This is a genomic window from Streptomyces sp. CLCI03, from assembly GCF_053615355.1.
The window spans coordinates 4,128,143-4,143,435 of record NZ_CM132132.1 but is presented as its reverse complement, the minus strand read 5'-3'; the positions used below and the strand labels follow the sequence as shown (position 1 = coordinate 4,143,435).

16 protein-coding genes are annotated in these 15,293 nt (G+C 68.7%); 7 read left to right on the top strand and 9 right to left on the bottom strand.

Annotated elements, in window-relative coordinates; genetic code table 11:
* Positions 1 to 104: 104 nt before the first annotated feature.
* Complete coding sequence (gene trxB, locus ACWG52_RS19115; RefSeq protein ID WP_033214950.1) at positions 105 to 1,064, top strand: thioredoxin-disulfide reductase; 960 nt, start codon at positions 105 to 107, stop codon at positions 1,062 to 1,064.
* A 60-nt stretch (positions 1,065 to 1,124) separates the two neighbouring features.
* Complete coding sequence (gene trxA, locus ACWG52_RS19110; RefSeq protein WP_389804386.1) at positions 1,125 to 1,466, top strand: thioredoxin; 342 nt, start codon at positions 1,125 to 1,127, stop codon at positions 1,464 to 1,466.
* Positions 1,467 to 1,533: 67 nt separating this feature from the next.
* Here the strand turns inward: trxA and ACWG52_RS19105 are convergent, their stop codons facing one another.
* The 9 genes from ACWG52_RS19105 to rpmH all read right to left on the bottom strand — a co-directional run bounded on the left by ACWG52_RS19105 (position 1,534) and on the right by rpmH (position 8,017).
* Positions 1,534 to 2,151 carry a GNAT family N-acetyltransferase gene (locus tag ACWG52_RS19105; RefSeq protein ID WP_375934786.1) on the bottom strand — a complete coding sequence of 206 codons (618 nt, stop codon included), beginning with the start codon at positions 2,149 to 2,151 and terminating at the stop codon, positions 1,534 to 1,536.
* A gap of 102 nt (positions 2,152 to 2,253) precedes the next feature.
* Positions 2,254 to 3,354 (bottom strand): ParB/RepB/Spo0J family partition protein, encoded by a 1,101-nt coding sequence (locus tag ACWG52_RS19100; RefSeq protein ID WP_389804382.1) that lies wholly within the window; start codon positions 3,352 to 3,354, stop codon positions 2,254 to 2,256.
* Complete coding sequence (locus ACWG52_RS19095) at positions 3,351 to 4,439, bottom strand: ParA family protein (protein ID WP_389804379.1); 1,089 nt, start codon at positions 4,437 to 4,439, stop codon at positions 3,351 to 3,353. The genes ACWG52_RS19100 and ACWG52_RS19095 overlap by 4 nt, the downstream gene beginning before the upstream one ends.
* A 276-nt stretch (positions 4,440 to 4,715) precedes the next feature.
* Positions 4,716 to 5,432, bottom strand: a complete 717-nt coding sequence (gene rsmG, locus ACWG52_RS19090; RefSeq protein WP_390166626.1) for a 16S rRNA (guanine(527)-N(7))-methyltransferase RsmG — start codon at positions 5,430 to 5,432, stop codon at positions 4,716 to 4,718.
* A gap of 138 nt (positions 5,433 to 5,570) precedes the next feature.
* Entirely contained in the window at positions 5,571 to 6,083 is a 513-nt protein-coding gene (locus ACWG52_RS19085; protein ID WP_030755362.1) for a Jag family protein, read from the bottom strand.
* 15 nt (positions 6,084 to 6,098) lie between these two features.
* Positions 6,099 to 7,202, bottom strand: a complete 1,104-nt coding sequence (yidC, locus tag ACWG52_RS19080; protein ID WP_033214936.1) for a membrane protein insertase YidC — start codon at positions 7,200 to 7,202, stop codon at positions 6,099 to 6,101.
* A 3-nt stretch (positions 7,203 to 7,205) separates the two neighbouring features.
* The gene (gene yidD / locus ACWG52_RS19075) at positions 7,206 to 7,487 is read right to left on the bottom strand and encodes a membrane protein insertion efficiency factor YidD (protein ID WP_075970728.1); all 282 of its coding nucleotides are present in this window, start codon (positions 7,485 to 7,487) and stop codon (positions 7,206 to 7,208) included.
* Positions 7,484 to 7,858, bottom strand: coding sequence for a ribonuclease P protein component (gene rnpA / locus ACWG52_RS19070; RefSeq protein ID WP_078851074.1), 375 nt, complete (start codon positions 7,856 to 7,858; stop codon positions 7,484 to 7,486). The genes yidD and rnpA overlap by 4 nt, the downstream gene beginning before the upstream one ends.
* A 21-nt stretch (positions 7,859 to 7,879) precedes the next feature.
* On the bottom strand, positions 7,880 to 8,017 hold the full coding sequence (gene rpmH, locus ACWG52_RS19065; protein ID WP_008741645.1) for a 50S ribosomal protein L34: 138 nt from the start codon (positions 8,015 to 8,017) through the stop codon (positions 7,880 to 7,882).
* A gap of 355 nt (positions 8,018 to 8,372) precedes the next feature.
* Between rpmH and dnaA the strand changes: the two genes are divergently transcribed.
* The 5 genes from dnaA to ACWG52_RS19040 all read left to right on the top strand — a co-directional run bounded on the left by dnaA (position 8,373) and on the right by ACWG52_RS19040 (position 15,087).
* Positions 8,373 to 10,151, top strand: coding sequence for a chromosomal replication initiator protein DnaA (gene dnaA / locus ACWG52_RS19060; protein WP_389804372.1), 1,779 nt, complete (start codon positions 8,373 to 8,375; stop codon positions 10,149 to 10,151).
* 876 nt (positions 10,152 to 11,027) lie between these two features.
* Positions 11,028 to 12,158, top strand: coding sequence for a DNA polymerase III subunit beta (gene dnaN, locus ACWG52_RS19055; protein WP_030713963.1), 1,131 nt, complete (start codon positions 11,028 to 11,030; stop codon positions 12,156 to 12,158).
* 298 nt (positions 12,159 to 12,456) lie between these two features.
* Entirely contained in the window at positions 12,457 to 13,332 is an 876-nt protein-coding gene (gnd, locus tag ACWG52_RS19050; RefSeq protein WP_033214929.1) for a phosphogluconate dehydrogenase (NAD(+)-dependent, decarboxylating), read from the top strand.
* An 88-nt stretch (positions 13,333 to 13,420) separates the two neighbouring features.
* A complete protein-coding gene (gene recF, locus ACWG52_RS19045; protein ID WP_390166623.1) occupies positions 13,421 to 14,557 on the top strand; it encodes a DNA replication/repair protein RecF in 1,137 nt (378 codons plus the stop codon).
* Complete coding sequence (locus tag ACWG52_RS19040; RefSeq protein ID WP_389804365.1) at positions 14,554 to 15,087, top strand: DUF721 domain-containing protein; 534 nt, start codon at positions 14,554 to 14,556, stop codon at positions 15,085 to 15,087. Before recF ends, ACWG52_RS19040 begins: the two co-directional genes overlap by 4 nt.
* The last annotated feature ends 206 nt before the right edge of the window (positions 15,088 to 15,293 follow it).

Below are 15,293 nucleotides of genomic sequence, written 5' to 3'. Positions count from 1 at the left end.
GCCAGGCGGGGAATGCATGCGCCGTAGGATCCGTTGGGTGGGGTGAGAGTCCGCACCGGCCCCCGGTAGGCAGTACGCAGTCCGCAGAGACGAGGAAGAAACCCGTGAGCGACGTTCGAAACGTGATCATCATCGGCTCCGGGCCGGCCGGTTACACCGCCGCCCTGTACACCGCACGCGCTTCGCTCAAGCCGCTGGTCTTCGAAGGAGCCGTCACCGCCGGTGGTGCCCTGATGAACACCACCGAGGTGGAGAACTTCCCCGGTTTCCAGGACGGCATCATGGGCCCCGACCTCATGGACAACATGCGCGCCCAGGCCGAGCGCTTCGGCGCCGAGCTGATCTCGGACGACGTCGTGGCCGTGGACCTCAGCGGTGAGATCAAGACCGTCACCGACACCGCCGGCACCGTGCACCGCGCCAAGGCCGTCATCGTCACCACCGGTTCGCAGCACCGCAAGCTCGGCCTGCCCAACGAGGACGCCCTCTCCGGCCGCGGTGTCTCCTGGTGCGCCACCTGCGACGGGTTCTTCTTCAAGGACCACGACATCGCCGTCGTCGGCGGCGGCGACACCGCGATCGAGGAGGCCACCTTCCTCTCGCGCTTCGCCAAGTCCGTCACGATCGTCCACCGCCGCGACAGCCTGCGTGCCTCGAAGGCCATGCAGGACCGCGCCTTCGCCGACCCGAAGATCAAGTTCGCCTGGGACAGCGAGGTCGCGGAGATCCACGGCGACCAGAAGCTCTCCGGCCTCACCCTGCGCAACACCAAGACCGGTGAGACCTCCGAGCTGCCCGTGACCGGCCTCTTCATCGCCGTCGGACACGACCCGCGCACCGAGCTCTTCAAGGGCCAGCTCGACCTCGACGAGGAGGGTTACCTCAAGGTCGAGGCCCCCTCCACCCGAACCAGCGCCACCGGCGTGTTCGGCGCCGGCGACGTCGTGGACCACACCTACCGTCAGGCCATCACCGCTGCGGGCACCGGCTGCTCCGCCGCCCTCGACGCCGAGCGCTTCCTCGCGGCGCTCGCGGACGCCGAGAAGGTCCACGCAGCGGTCTGACCGGTCTGACCCCCACACTGCCCCACCCCACACCCCGCAGGAATGAAGAAGGAGGCCGCTGTGGCCGGCACCCTCAAGAACGTGACCGACGCTGACTTCGACGAGCAGGTCCTCAGGAGCGACAAGCCCGTACTGGTGGACTTCTGGGCCGCCTGGTGCGGACCCTGCCGCCAGATCGCGCCGTCGCTCGAGGCCATCGCCGCCGAGTACGGCGACGACATCGAGATCGTCAAGCTCAACATCGACGAGAACCCGGCCACGGCAGCCAAGTACGGCGTCATGTCCATCCCGACCCTGAACGTCTACCAAGGCGGCGAGGTCGCCAAGACCATCGTCGGTGCGAAGCCGAAGGCCGCCATCCTGCGCGACCTCTCCGAGTTCATCGAGGTCAAGACCGCCTGACACGCTCGACGTTTCACGTGAAACGGGGCCGCCCCTCCAGGGGGTGGCCCCGTTCCGCGTCTCGTGCTCACAGCGGCCGCAGCGCGGGTTCCTTGCGCGCCGCGCCCAGCAGCCGATCCAGCGCCAGCTCCACGTCTTCCTTCCAGGACAACGTCGAGCGGAGCTCCAGCCGCAGCCGTGGATGCACCGGATGCGGCCGTACGGTCTTGAAGCCCACCGCCAGGAGATGGTCCGCCGGCAGCAGACAGGCCGGGCCCTCCCAGTGCGCGTCCCCGAACGCCTCGATCGCCCGGAATCCACGCCGCAGCAGATCCTTGGCCACCGTCTGGACCATGACCCGCCCCAGCCCCTGTCCCTGATACCCCGGCATGATCCAGGCGGTGATCAGCTGCACGGCATCGGGCGAGACCGGGCTGGTCGGAAACGAAGTGGCCCGAGGAACGTACGCCGGTGGCGCGTAGAGGACGAAGCCCACCGGCACCTCGTCCACGTAGACCACTCGGCCGCAGGATCCCCACTCCAGCAGGACGGCGGAGATCCAGGCTTCCTTCTCCTGTGCCGGAGTACCGGCCTTCACGGCGGCCTCGCCGCTGACCGGGTCCAATTCCCAGAAGACACAGGACCGGCAACGACGCGGCAGGTCCTGGAGGTTGTCCAGCGTGAGCGGTACCAGCCGACGACCCATGACCGCATCGTATCCACTGGCCCATCGTTCTTCGACAGCAAAGCGAAGGGGCGGATCGCGCCGGTTCACACCGATGCGATCCGCCCCTCGGCGGCCCGGGAATCACTCCCCGGCAAGACCCTGATCCAGCACCCGGCCCTCGCCCGGCGCCAGCGTCCCCAGAATCCGCTCCAGATCCTCCATCGAGGCGAACTCGACGGTGATCTTGCCCTTCTTCTGGCCCAGATCCACCTTCACCCGCGTCTCGAACCGGTCCGACAGCCGCGTCGCCAGTTCGTTGAGCGCCGGAGCCACCCGCGCACCCGCACGCGGACCCTTCGGCTTCACCACGCTCGACGGCTCCGAGGCCATCAGCGTCACGATCTCCTCGACCGCGCGCACCGACAGCCCCTCGGCCACGATCCGGTGCGCCAGCTTGTCCTGCGCCTCGGAGTCGTCCACCGAGAGCAGCGCACGCGCGTGCCCCGCCGACAGCACGCCGGCGGCCACCCGCCGCTGCACCGAGGGGGACAGCTTCAGCAGTCGCAGCGTGTTCGACACCTGAGGACGCGAGCGCCCGATCCGGTCGGCCAGCTGGTCGTGGGTGCACTTGAAGTCACGCAGCAGCTGGTCGTAGGCCGCGGCTTCTTCCAGCGGGTTCAGCTGAGCCCGGTGCAGGTTCTCCAGCAGCGCGTCCAGCAGCAGCTTCTCGTCGTCCGTCGCCCGGATGATCGCCGGGATGGCCTCCAGTCCGGCCTCACGGCAGGCACGCCAGCGCCGCTCACCCATGATCAGCTCATAGCGACCGGGGGCCGACTGCCGCACCACCACCGGCTGAAGCAGGCCCACCTCCTGGATGGAGGTCACCAGCTCGGCGAGCGCGTCCTCGTCGAACACCTCGCGCGGCTGGCGCGGGTTCGGCGTGATCGCGTCCATCGGGAGCTCGGCGAACGTCGCCCCCGCGACCGTGTTGCTCTCGGTCTCGTTCTCGGGCCGAGGCTCCGGATCGGCCTCCGGAACGATCGCGAGCGATGTTTCACGTGAAACATCGGCCTGTACGAGCGCAGCGAGCTTCGCCGCCGCCACCCCCCGCTCCGAAGCCAGCGTCGGCACCGCCGACGGAGACGTCGAACCGGCACCGATCACCGGGGGCGTCTTCTCCTGCGGAGCCGCGGGAATCAGCGCACCGAGCCCCCGCCCCAGACCCCTACGTCGCTCACTCACTGGATCCCCTCCGCCACACTGTGCGTGCTGTTCGTGCCCGGGCCCAGATGGGCATGCCGAGCCTCGTACTGAATACCGACCCCCCGATACGCGATCTCTCGCGCTGCCTCCAGGTAGGAGAGGGAACCACTGGAACCCGGGTCGTACGTGAGCACCGTCTGCCCATAGCTCGGTGCCTCGGAGATGCGCACCGACCGGGGGATGCTCGTCCGCAGCACCTCGTTGCCGAAGTGGCTGCGCACCTCCTCCGCCACCTGCGAGGCCAGCCGCGTCCTGCCGTCGTACATCGTCAGCAGGATGGTCGACACGTGGAGGCTCGGGTTGAGGTGGGCCCGCACCAGATCGACATTGCGCAGCAGCTGCCCCAGGCCCTCCAGCGCGTAGTACTCGCACTGGATCGGGATCAGCACCTCCGCGCCGGCCACCAGTGCGTTCACCGTCAGCAGCCCCAGCGAGGGAGGGCAGTCGATCAGGATGTAGTCGAGGGGCTGGTCATACGCCTGGATCGCCCGCTGCAGGCGGCTCTCCCGCGCCACGAGCGACACCAGCTCGATCTCGGCGCCCGCCAGGTCGATCGTGGCCGGGGCGCAGAAGAGCCCCTCCACGTCCACCACCGGCTGGACGACCTCCAGCAGGGGCCGGCTGTCCACGAGCACGTCGTAGATGGACGGCACATCGGCGTGGTGGTCGATACCCAGCGCCGTGGACGCGTTGCCCTGCGGATCGAGGTCGACGACCAGGACCCGTGCACCGTGCAGCGCGAGTGAGGCCGCCAGGTTCACGGTCGTCGTGGTCTTACCCACGCCGCCCTTCTGGTTGGCGACCACGATCACCCGGGTCTGATTCGGCCGGGGCAGCCTCTCACCGGCACGCCCCATTGCCTCGACCGCCTGCTGGGCAGCCCGGCCGATGGGGGTGTCGTTGTCCACAAGAGGCGGAGGGGATGTTTCACGTGAAACATCCTCACCCGCTGATTCAGAGCGGGGACCGGGGACCGGATCGGCCATCGGCCCCGCGAGGTTGGCGTCGGACCGCACGGTGTCACTCTCCTCGACATCAGGCTCGCGATGAACAGAGCCTCCCATGTCACCCGGGTCGCGAACCAGCGGGGCCCGTACTCCTGTGGATGAATCCACCGTTGTGGACAACTCTGTCCCCCTTGCGTCCTTGCGCTGGAGGGGGGACGCAGCCGCACGACCGCGGCTGATGATTCCGTGCAGCAGAGAGCGACGTTTCACGTGAAACACGATGCCCGGAGGGAGTCTCCCGGCCCCTACGACACTCCGAAATCCATACCTATAGGGCCCAACACGGATGAAATCTCCCGTGTGGGCCCCGGCTTTCGGCGAATCAGCGGAAGATCACCGGCGTCGGCGGGTACGCCCCACCCGCGCCGCCTTAGCCCGCTTGGCCGCGAACCTCACCCCTCCGGGGCTCTCTCCGACCTCGACCCGCACGACCGTCGACAGAGGATCCACCAGACCCTCGCCCACGTGCAGCACCGAGGTCTTCACCACACCCAGCTTCGCCAGCGCGGTCTTCGCCGACACCAGTTCGTCGTCCGCGGTGTCGCCCTTCAGGGCCAGCATCTCGCCGTACGGCCGCAGCAGGGGCACGCCCCAGCCGGCCAGCCGGTCCAGCGGAGCCACCGCCCGCGCGGTCACCACATGCACCGGCTGCAGCTTGCCCAGGACCTCCTCGGCCCGCCCGCGCACCACCGTCACGTGGTCGAGGCCCAGCAGCTCCACGGCCTCCTGGAGGAAGGTCGTACGCCGCAGCAGCGGTTCGAGCAGCGTGATCTTGAGATCCCGACGCACCAGGGCGAGCGGGATACCGGGCAGACCCGCACCCGAGCCCACGTCGCACACGGTGACGCCCTGCGGCACCACCTCCGACAGCACAGCGCAGTTCAGCAGGTGCCGCTCCCACAGGCGCGGCACCTCACGCGGCCCGATCAGGCCCCGCTTGACTCCTGCGTCCGCCAGCAGCTCCGCATACCGCACAGCTTCCGGGAAAAACTCACCGAACACCGCGCGCGCCTCTTCAGGCGCCGGGGGAAGCTCAGCTGCCTCCGTCACGGGGACCGTCCTTCCGTACCGCATGGTTCTGAAAAAACCACGTCTTCAAGATGAGGCGTCGTTCACCTGTCAGGCCAGGCTGACAAACATCGGCCCCGCCTGCGACACAGACGGGGCCGAAACAACTCGCGTCGACGATCAGGCCGGGAGCACAACGACGAAGCGCTGCGGCTCCTCGCCCTCGGACTCGCTGCGCAGACCGGCGGCCGCCACGGCGTCGTGGACGACCTTCCGCTCGAACGGGGTCATCGGAGCCAGCTTCAGCGGCTCGCCGGACGCCTTCACGTCCGCCGCGGCCTGGGCGCCCAGCGCCGCCAGCTCCTCACGCTTCTTCGCGCGGAACCCGGCGATGTCCAGCATGAGCCGGCTGCGGTCCCCGGTCTCCCGGTGCACGGCGAGGCGGGTCAGCTCCTGCAGAGCCTCCAGGACCTCACCGTCGCGGCCCACGAGCTTCTGCAGATCACGGCCGGCGGAGTCACTGACGATCGACACCGCAGCCCGGTCGGCCTCGACGTCCATGTCGATGTCACCGTCCAGGTCGGCGATGTCCAGCAGACCCTCGAGGTAGTCGGCCGCGATCTCACCCTCCTGTTCGAGGCGGGTCAGGGTGTCGCCACTCTCAGCGGCGGCGGTGGTGGTGCCTTCCGTCACGGGAGGGACTCCTTCTTACTTCTTGGGAGCGGGCTTGCTGGGAGTCTGACGCTGCGACTTCGACTGGCGCTTCGGCTGCTGCCGCTTCGCGGCACCACCGCTCGCCGCATCCGAGTCTGCCGTGGCCTCGACACTCTTGATCACGGAGCCGTCGGCCTGGGCGGCCATGCCCTGCTTGCTGAGGGCGGCGATGAACTTGCGCTCGTTGTCGTTGCGGTCCGGGCCCTTGGCGACGATCGCCGAGACGACCCGCTTCTTGCCCCGGCCCTTGAGCTCACCGTGCGAGGTGATCTGCTTCAGCAGGCGGGTCAGGTACTGGTCCTGCGCCTTGCTGCCCGGCGTCGGGTTCTGGTTGATCACGTACATCTGCTGGCCCATGGTCCACACGTTCGTGGTCAGCCAGTAGACGAGAACACCGACGGGGAAGTTGATGCCCATGACCGCGAAGATCACCGGGAAGATGTACATCAGCATCTTCTGCTGCTGCATGAACGGCGTCTTGACCGAGAGGTCGACGTTCTTCTGCATCAGCTGACGCTGGGTGTAGAACTGCGACAGCGACATCATGATGATCATGACTGCGGTCACGATCCGGACGTCCGTCAGGGTGGCACCGAGAGCGGCGACCTTCTCCGGGCTGTCCATGAACTTCGCGGCGATCGGGGCACCGAAGATCTTGGCCGCGCGGGCGCTGTCGACCAGCTGCTGGTCCATCGCGCCGACCGCCTTGCCGTCGGCGATGTTCGACAGCACGTGGTACAGCGCGAAGAAGAACGGGGACTGCGCCAGGATGGGCAGGCACGAGGAGAGCGGGTTGGTACCCGTCTCCTTGTACAGCTTCATCATCTCTTCGGACTGGCGCTGCTTGTCGTTCTTGTAGCGCTCCTGGATCGCCTTCATCTTCGGCTGGAGCGCCTGCATACCCCGCGTCGCCTTGATCTGCTTCACGAAGAGCGGGATCAGACAGATACGGATCAAGATCACAAGGGACACGATGGACAGGCCCCAGGCCCACCCACTCGACTCACCGAAGATCGCCCCGTACATCGAGTGGAACTGGACGATGATCCACGAGACGGGGTAAGTGATAAAGCTGAACAGACTGGCAATCGTGTCCACTAATCAGGCTCCTTGAGCATTGCGAGATCTACGCAACGCACTGCGCAGCTGCTCGTGCCAACGCGGGCGTTTACGGGGTGGGACATGGTCCACGCCACCCGGGGACCACGGATTGCACCGCAGGATCCGCCAGGCGGTCAGGACCGTCCCCTTCACCGCACCATGCCGGTCGATGGCCGTGTACCCGTAGTGCGAACACGACGGGTAGTAGCGGCACACCGGCCCGAGCAGCGGACTGATCGTCCACTGGTACAGCTTGATCAAAGCGAGCAGCGGGTACTTCATCGAGCCACGCCTCCCAGGAGCCGCACCAGAGCGGCATCCAGGTCCCGGGCCAGCTCGTCGGGGCCGGCATCACCCGCTCCGGGCAACGCGCGTACCACCACCAGGCTACCGGCGGGCAGCTGGGACAGCCGCTCGCGGACCAGATGGCGGAGACGGCGCTTGACCCGGTTACGTACGACGGCGTTGCCGACAGCCTTGCTGACGACGAAACCCGCACGCGACGAGGGATCGATCTCCCCCGACTCGTGCGGGTCCGTTGCACCGCTTGTACGTAGATGGACGACGAGGAGCGGGCGACCAGCCCGACGACCTCGACGTACCGCGCTCGCGAAGTCCTCGCGCCGCCTCAGCCGATTCTCGGGAGACAGCACGACGTCACGACCTGCGTGTTGTTACGCGGAAAGGGCGGCGCGGCCCTTGCCACGACGGTTCGCGAGGATCGCGCGACCGGCACGGGTACGCATCCGCAGGCGGAAGCCGTGGGTCTTGGCACGACGGCGGTTGTTCGGCTGGAAGGTGCGCTTGCTCACTCGGGGGCTCCAGAGAATGAATCGTTGTGGCGGGACATCGCCTGGCTGTCACCGTGCGCCCACGAGGAAACTCGCGTGTTCGCCCGAGTGGCACCGCTAAATGATCACTATCAGTGACCTTCGCCCATCGGTAGGCAGGCGGCAGCAGCCATCGACAACTCGACCTCGTTACGGTACGCGCGGCTACGCCATCCGGTCAAACCGAGCCGGCGGGGCCCCACACTGTGCACAGGCTGTGGACAACGACTTGAACCGTACCCGCTGGCCTGACTACCGTTGCCTGACCCCGGATTTTTTGTCCCGACCGTCCCAAAGAACCACACATTCGTGGGACCCCTGTGAGAGAGCGTGCTCTGTGGCTGACGTACCTGCCGATCTTGCCGCAGTGTGGCCAAGGGTGCTCGAAAAGCTCCTCGGAGAGGGACAGCCGGGGATCGAGCCCAAGGACAAGCAGTGGGTCGAGCGGTGTCAACCCCTGGCACTCGTCGCCGACACCGCACTGCTGGCCGTCCCCAATGAATGGGGCAAGCGCGTCCTGGAGGGCCGCCTCGCCCCACTGATCAGTGACGCGCTCAGCCGTGAGTGCGGCCGCCCCATCCGGATCGCCATCACCGTGGACGACTCCGCCGGCGAGCCCGCGCCCCCCGCCCCGCCCGTCCAGCAGCAGGGCGGGTACGAGCCGTACGGCGGCCAGCGCCCCGGCGGCGGCCCGGGCGACGACCAGCTCCCCACCGCCCGCCCGGCCTACCCGGACTACCAGCAGCAGCGCCCCGAGCCCGGCGCCTGGCCCCGCGGCGGCCAACAGGACGACTACGGCTGGCAGCAGCCGCGCCTCGGCGGTTTCCCCGAGCGCGACCCGTACGCGTCCCCGCAGCCGGGCTACCTCCAGCAGCCCGAGCCGTCCGGTTACGACCAGGGCTCCTACGAGCAGCAGAAGTACGAGCAGTCCCCGTACGAGTCCCAGCAGCAGCACCAGTCCCATCAATACGAGCAGCAGTCGTACGAGCCCCAGCAGTACGAGCAGCCCGCGCCGCGCCAGGCCCCCGGCCGGCCCTCGGCGCCGTCCCCGTCCGGCGGCTCCAGCTCGGGCCCGCTGGAGCCGACCGCGCGGCTGAACCCCAAGTACCTCTTCGACACCTTCGTCATCGGCGCGTCCAACCGCTTCGCGCACGCCGCCGCGGTGGCCGTCGCCGAGGCGCCCGCGAAGGCCTACAACCCCCTTTTCGTGTACGGGGAGTCGGGCCTCGGCAAGACGCACCTGCTGCACGCCATCGGGCACTACGCGCGGAGCCTCTACCCCGGTACCCGGGTGCGGTACGTGAGCTCCGAGGAGTTCACCAACGAGTTCATCAACTCGATCCGCGACGGCAAGGGCGACGCGTTCCGCAAGCGCTACCGCGAGATGGACATCCTGCTCGTCGACGACATCCAGTTCCTCGCGAGCAAGGAGTCGACGCAGGAGGAGTTCTTCCACACCTTCAACACGCTCCACAACGCCAACAAGCAGATCGTGCTCTCCTCCGACCGGCCGCCCAAGCAGTTGGTGACCCTGGAGGACCGGCTCCGCAACCGCTTCGAGTGGGGCCTGATCACGGATGTCCAGCCGCCCGAGCTGGAGACCCGTATCGCGATCCTGCGCAAGAAGGCCGTGCAGGAGCAGCTCAACGCCCCGCCGGAGGTACTGGAGTTCATCGCCTCCCGCATCTCGCGCAACATCCGCGAGCTGGAGGGGGCGCTGATCCGGGTCACCGCTTTCGCGAGCCTCAACCGGCAGCCGGTCGACCTGGGCCTCACCGAGGACGTCCTGAAGAACCTGATCCCGGGCGGCGAGGACAGCGCTCCGGAGATCACGGCCTCCGACATCATGGCGGCCACCGCCGACTACTTCGGCCTGACCGTGGACGACCTGTGCGGCTCCTCGCGCAGCCGGGTCCTGGTCACCGCCCGGCAGATCGCCATGTACCTGTGCCGTGAGCTCACCGACCTCTCACTGCCCAAGATCGGGGCACAGTTCGGCGGCCGCGACCACACGACCGTCATGCACGCGGACCGCAAGATCCGGGCTCTGATGGCCGAGCGACGCTCCATCTACAACCAGGTCACCGAGCTCACCAACCGCATCAAGAACGGCTGAGCCCGGCTCCTCCACACCCGGTTCGGGGCCTCTCCACGGCCTCTTCAAACGCGTTCAGAGGGCGCTCCCGGTCCACAACGGGGGCGCCCTTCGTCGTTCGCGCGCCCCTGACCTGTTCGAATACGCCCCCGCGGGAGCAACTCATCCACAGATTGGGAGACTTTCTTCCGTCCACACCCTGGGGACGGGTCGCGTCGCCCACAATCTGTCCACAGGCATGCGGGGTGAGTCTCCATCAGGGCAGGTCAGCCCCCTGTGGAATTGTGCACAAACGTCATCCACAGGCTGTGGACAAATATTTCGTCCACAGCGCCGTCCACGGCGTTGTCCACCGTCGGCCCACAGGTTTCCACGTCCTGTGCACAGGATGCGCGGCCTTCTCCACACCCTTGTCCACTGTTCGGCAACACACCACCCCCTCTCACCGCCCGGAGTGAAAGCCGTCACACGGATGTAGACGTTTGGGTTGTGGAGTACCGGGGGAAAGCTGGGGACGCACCTGTGGAGTAATCGGGGTCACCTGGGGACAGCCTGTGCAGAACTTTTCGTTCTCCACAGAGACACGGGGTTGTCCACCGGTGTCACCCACAGGGTCGGTGGATAAAAAACCGGGGTTGACCTGCGAGAACGGGCTTATCCACCGTTTCCACAGGCCCTACTACTACCCCCATGGAGAGTTAGGCCGGTTTCGGTTTTCAAGCGGGTCCTGTGCACAACTCGTCGATCGCCCGCCCCGACGCCTCGCTCCCGACTTGACCGCCGGCCGCACCGAGTGTCGGCGTCGTACGTCAGACTGGTCCCCGGCATCGGTCGAGGCATCGACGAGCCGACGACGAAGGCCGGCAGACGAGCGAGCAACAGCAGGAGGCGGTTCCGGTGAAGATCCGGGTGGAGCGCGACGTACTCGCGGAGGCGGTGGCCTGGGCGGCCCGTAGCCTCCCGGCCCGGCCGCCGGTGCCCGTCCTCGCGGGCCTGCTGCTCAAGGCCGAGGAAGGCACCCTGAGCCTCTCCGGCTTCGACTACGAGGTCTCGGCGCGGGTCTCGGTCGAGGCGGACGTCGAGGAGGACGGCACCGTCCTGGTCTCCGGCCGGCTGCTCGCCGACATCTGCCGCGCCCTCCCCAACCGACCGGTGGAGATTTCCACAGACGGTGTACGGGCGACCGTGGTCTGCGGCTCCTCGCGATTCACACTCCACACCCTGCCTGTGGAGGAGTACCCGGCACTGCCGCAGATGCCGACCGCGACCGGCACCGTCGCCGGCGAGGTCTTCGCCTCCGCCGCCAAGCAGGTGGCCACCGCCGCCGGCCGTGACGACACGCTGCCGGTGCTGACCGGTGTCCGCATCGAGATCGAGGGCGACCGCGTCACCCTGGCCTCCACCGACCGCTACCGCTTCGCGGTCCGCGAGTTCCTGTGGAAGCCGGAGAACCCGGAGGCGTCGGCCGTGGCCCTGGTGCCCGCCAAGACGCTCCAGGAGATCGCCAACTCGCTGACCAGCGGTGACACGGTCACCCTGGCGCTGTCCGGCTCCGGTGCGGGCGAGGGCCTGATCGGTTTCGAGGGCGCCGGCCGCCGCACCACCACCCGGCTGCTCGAAGGCGACCTGCCCAAGTACCGGACGCTGTTCCCGACGGAGTTCAACTCGATCGCCGTGATCGAGACCGCGCCCTTCGTCGAGGCCGTCAAGCGCGTGGCCCTGGTGGCCGAGCGCAACACCCCGGTCCGCCTCAGCTTCGAGAAGGGCGTGCTGATCCTGGAGGCCGGTTCCTCCGACGACGCACAGGCTGTGGAAAGGGTCGACGCCCAGCTGGACGGCGACGACATCTCGATCGCCTTCAACCCGACCTTCCTGCTGGACGGCCTGAGCGCGATCGCGTCCCCGGTGGCCCAGCTCAGCTTCACCACGTCGACCAAGCCGGCGCTGCTCAGCGGCCGCCCGGCGATCGACGCGGAGGCGGACGAGGCCTACAAGTACCTGATCATGCCGGTGCGCCTGTCCGGCTGACGCCCCACTGTCGACGTCGGGCCCGGTCTCGCACGCAGCGGGACCGGGCCCGACGTCGTCCACAGGGTGGGGAGCCACCGGGGAGGACCCGGAAGCCCGAAGCTCGAAAGCTCGAAAGCTCGGAACGCGGAAACCGGGAAACCCGGAAAGCCGGTTCGGCCGCCATGGAGCGCCCGCAGGGCCCGCCGCCACGGCCCGGCGTAGGCTCGGATCCGGTGGGCGACCCCCCGCGCGTCCGGTGAGGACACGGCCGGGGAAGCCCCGGCAAAGACGGCCACAACGCTTAAGGAACCACCTGATGGAGCTTGGTCTCGTCGGTCTCGGCAAGATGGGCGGCAACATGCGCGAGCGCATCCGCCGCGCAGGCCACACCGTCATCGGATACGACCGCAACCCGGACCTCGCGGATGTCCACAGCCTGCAGGAACTTGTGGACAGCCTGCAGGCCCCCCGCGTCGTGTGGGTCATGGTCCCGGCCGGTGCGGCCACCCAGTCCACGGTCGACGAGCTCGCCGAGCTGCTGTCGCCCGGTGACATCGTCGTCGACGGCGGGAACTCCCGCTGGACCGACGACGAGAAGCACGCCGAGGAGCTGAAGGCCAAGGGCATCGGCTTCGTCGACTGCGGTGTCTCCGGCGGCGTCTGGGGTCTGGAGAACGGCTACGCGCTCATGTACGGCGGCGCCGCCGAGGACGTGGCCCGGGTGCAGCCGGTCTTCGACGCGCTCAAGCCCGAGGGCGAGTTCGGCGCCGTGCACGCCGGCAAGGTCGGCGCCGGCCACTTCGCGAAGATGGTCCACAACGGCATCGAGTACGCCATGATGCAGGCCTACGCCGAGGGCTGGGAGCTCCTGGAGAAGGTGGACTCGGTCACCGACGTCCGCGAGGTCTTCCGCTCCTGGCAGGAAGGCACCGTCATCCGCTCCTGGCTGCTGGACCTGGCCGTGAACGCCCTCGACGAGGACGAGCACCTGGAGCAGCTGCGTGGCTTCGCCCAGGACTCCGGCGAGGGACGCTGGACGGTGGAGGCGGCGATCGACAACGCCGTACCGCTGCCCGCGATCACCGCGTCGCTGTTCGCGCGTTTCGCCTCGCGGCAGGACGACTCCCCGCAGATGAAGATGATCGCCGCGCTGCGCAACCAGTTCGGCGGCCACGCGGTCGAGAAGAAGTAGCACGTCACAGCCCGGGGCCGAGAGGCCCGCAGGGACAGCAGCACAGCACCACAGCGAGTAGTGGGAAGCCGGGGGAGGTCGGCGCCGTATGCACGTTTCGCATCTCTCATTGGCCGACTTCCGCTCGTACGCCCGGGCCGAGGTTCCCCTCGACCCGGGCGTCACCGCTTTCGTGGGCCCCAACGGCCAGGGGAAGACCAACCTCGTCGAGGCGATCGGCTATCTGGCGACCCTCGGCAGCCACCGGGTCTCCTCGGACGCCCCGCTCGTGCGGATGGGCGCGGACCGGGCGATCATCCGGGCCGCCGTCACCCAGGGCGAGCGGCAGCAGCTGGTCGAGCTGGAACTCAACCCCGGCCGGGCGAACCGGGCCCGGATCAACCGTTCCTCGCAGGTCAGGCCGCGGGACGTGCTGGGGATCATACGGACGGTGCTGTTCGCGCCGGAGGATCTGGCCCTGGTCAAGGGCGACCCGGGCGAGCGGCGCCGGTTCCTGGACGAGCTGGTCACGGCGCGCTCGCCGCGGATGGCCGCCGTCCGCTCCGACTACGAGCGGGTGCTCAAGCAGCGCAACACCCTCCTGAAGTCCGCGGCGATGGCCCGCCGGCACGGCGGCCGGTCCTTGGACCTGTCCACCCTCGACGTGTGGGACCAGCACCTCGCGCGCGTGGGCGCGGAGCTGCTCGTCCAGCGCCTCGACCTGATCGCGACCCTGCTGCCCCTGGCGGACAAGGCCTACGAACAGCTCGCGCCCGGCGGCGGCCCCTTGGGCCTGGCGTACAGGTCCTCGGTCGGCGAGCCGGTGGACAGCGGTGCGGCGCGCACCCGCGAGGCCCTCTACGAGGCGCTGCTGGCGGCCCTGGCCGAGGTGCGCAAGCAGGAGATCGAGCGCGGTGTGACCCTGGTGGGCCCGCACCGCGACGACCTGGTGCTGCGGCTCGGGGAGCTGCCCGCGAAGGGGTACGCGAGCCACGGGGAGTCGTGGTCGTACGCGCTGGCGCTGCGGCTGGCCTCGTACGAGCTGCTGCGCTCGGAGGGCAGCGAGCCCGTGCTGATCCTGGACGACGTGTTCGCGGAGCTGGACGCCCGGCGTCGGGAGCGGCTGGCGGAGCTGGTGGCCCCGGGCGAGCAGGTCCTGGTGACGGCGGCGGTGGACGACGACGTTCCGGGGGTGCTGGTCGGAACGCGGTTCGGGGTGTCCGGCGGTGAGGTGACCCGGTTGTGAACGAGCAGGCCAAGGATCCGCAGGAGGGTCGCAGGACCCCGGAGGCCTCCGGGGTGGACCTCGCGCGCCAGGCCCTCGCGGCGGCGCGCGAGCAGGCGCGGGCCCGGGGCAACGCGGTCGGCGGGAAGAAGGGGCGGCAGCCGGGGCTGCGCTCGGGGGCCCGTGCGGACGGCCGGGACCCGATGCCGCTCATGGCGGCGCTCGACCGGCTGCGCACCGAACGCGGCTGGGAGATGCCGATGGCGGTGGCGGGCGTGATGGAGCGCTGGGCGGAGATCGTCGGCCCGGAGATCGCGGCCCACTGTGAACCGCAGCGGTACGAGGATCGTGAGCTTGTCGTGCGGTGCGATTCCTCGGCGTGGGCGGCGCAGCTGAAGCTGCTGGCCCCGCAGCTGGTCGCGCGGCTGAACGCGGATCTGGGCCAGGGCACGGTACGCCTGATCAAGGTCCAGGGGCCCGGCGGCCGGCCGAAGGGCTACGGGCCGTGGCGGGCTCCGGGCAGCAAGGGCCCGGGCGACACCTACGGGTGAGTAGGCGGCCCGGCGGGTGGCGTCCCTCACGGTAGCCGGAGGTTGACAGGCCGAAGCGCTGGGTGCCCGTGTGAGCCTCTTTGAGCCCCTCCCCGGATGTGGGGAGTCGGAGAGAGGAGGTTCAGGGCGGCACATGCGGACTCAGGTACCGGCAAACCCCCATTCATGTCCGTGGTACCGGTAGACTGGAGCAAATCCCGCCCGTT

What these genes read in the sequence shown, in the direction of transcription:
- ACWG52_RS19105 (WP_375934786.1), bottom strand. Translation starts at nt 2,151, where the DNA reads ATGGGTCGTCGGCTGGTACCGCTCACGCTGGACAACCTCCAGGACCTG.
- ACWG52_RS19095 (WP_389804379.1), bottom strand. Translation starts at nt 4,439, where the DNA reads ATGGGAGGCTCTGTTCATCGCGAGCCTGATGTCGAGGAGAGTGACACC.
- yidD (WP_075970728.1), bottom strand. Translation starts at nt 7,487, where the DNA reads ATGAAGTACCCGCTGCTCGCTTTGATCAAGCTGTACCAGTGGACGATC.
- gnd (WP_033214929.1), top strand. Translation starts at nt 12,457, where the DNA reads ATGGAGCTTGGTCTCGTCGGTCTCGGCAAGATGGGCGGCAACATGCGC.
- recF (WP_390166623.1), top strand. Translation starts at nt 13,421, where the DNA reads ATGCACGTTTCGCATCTCTCATTGGCCGACTTCCGCTCGTACGCCCGG.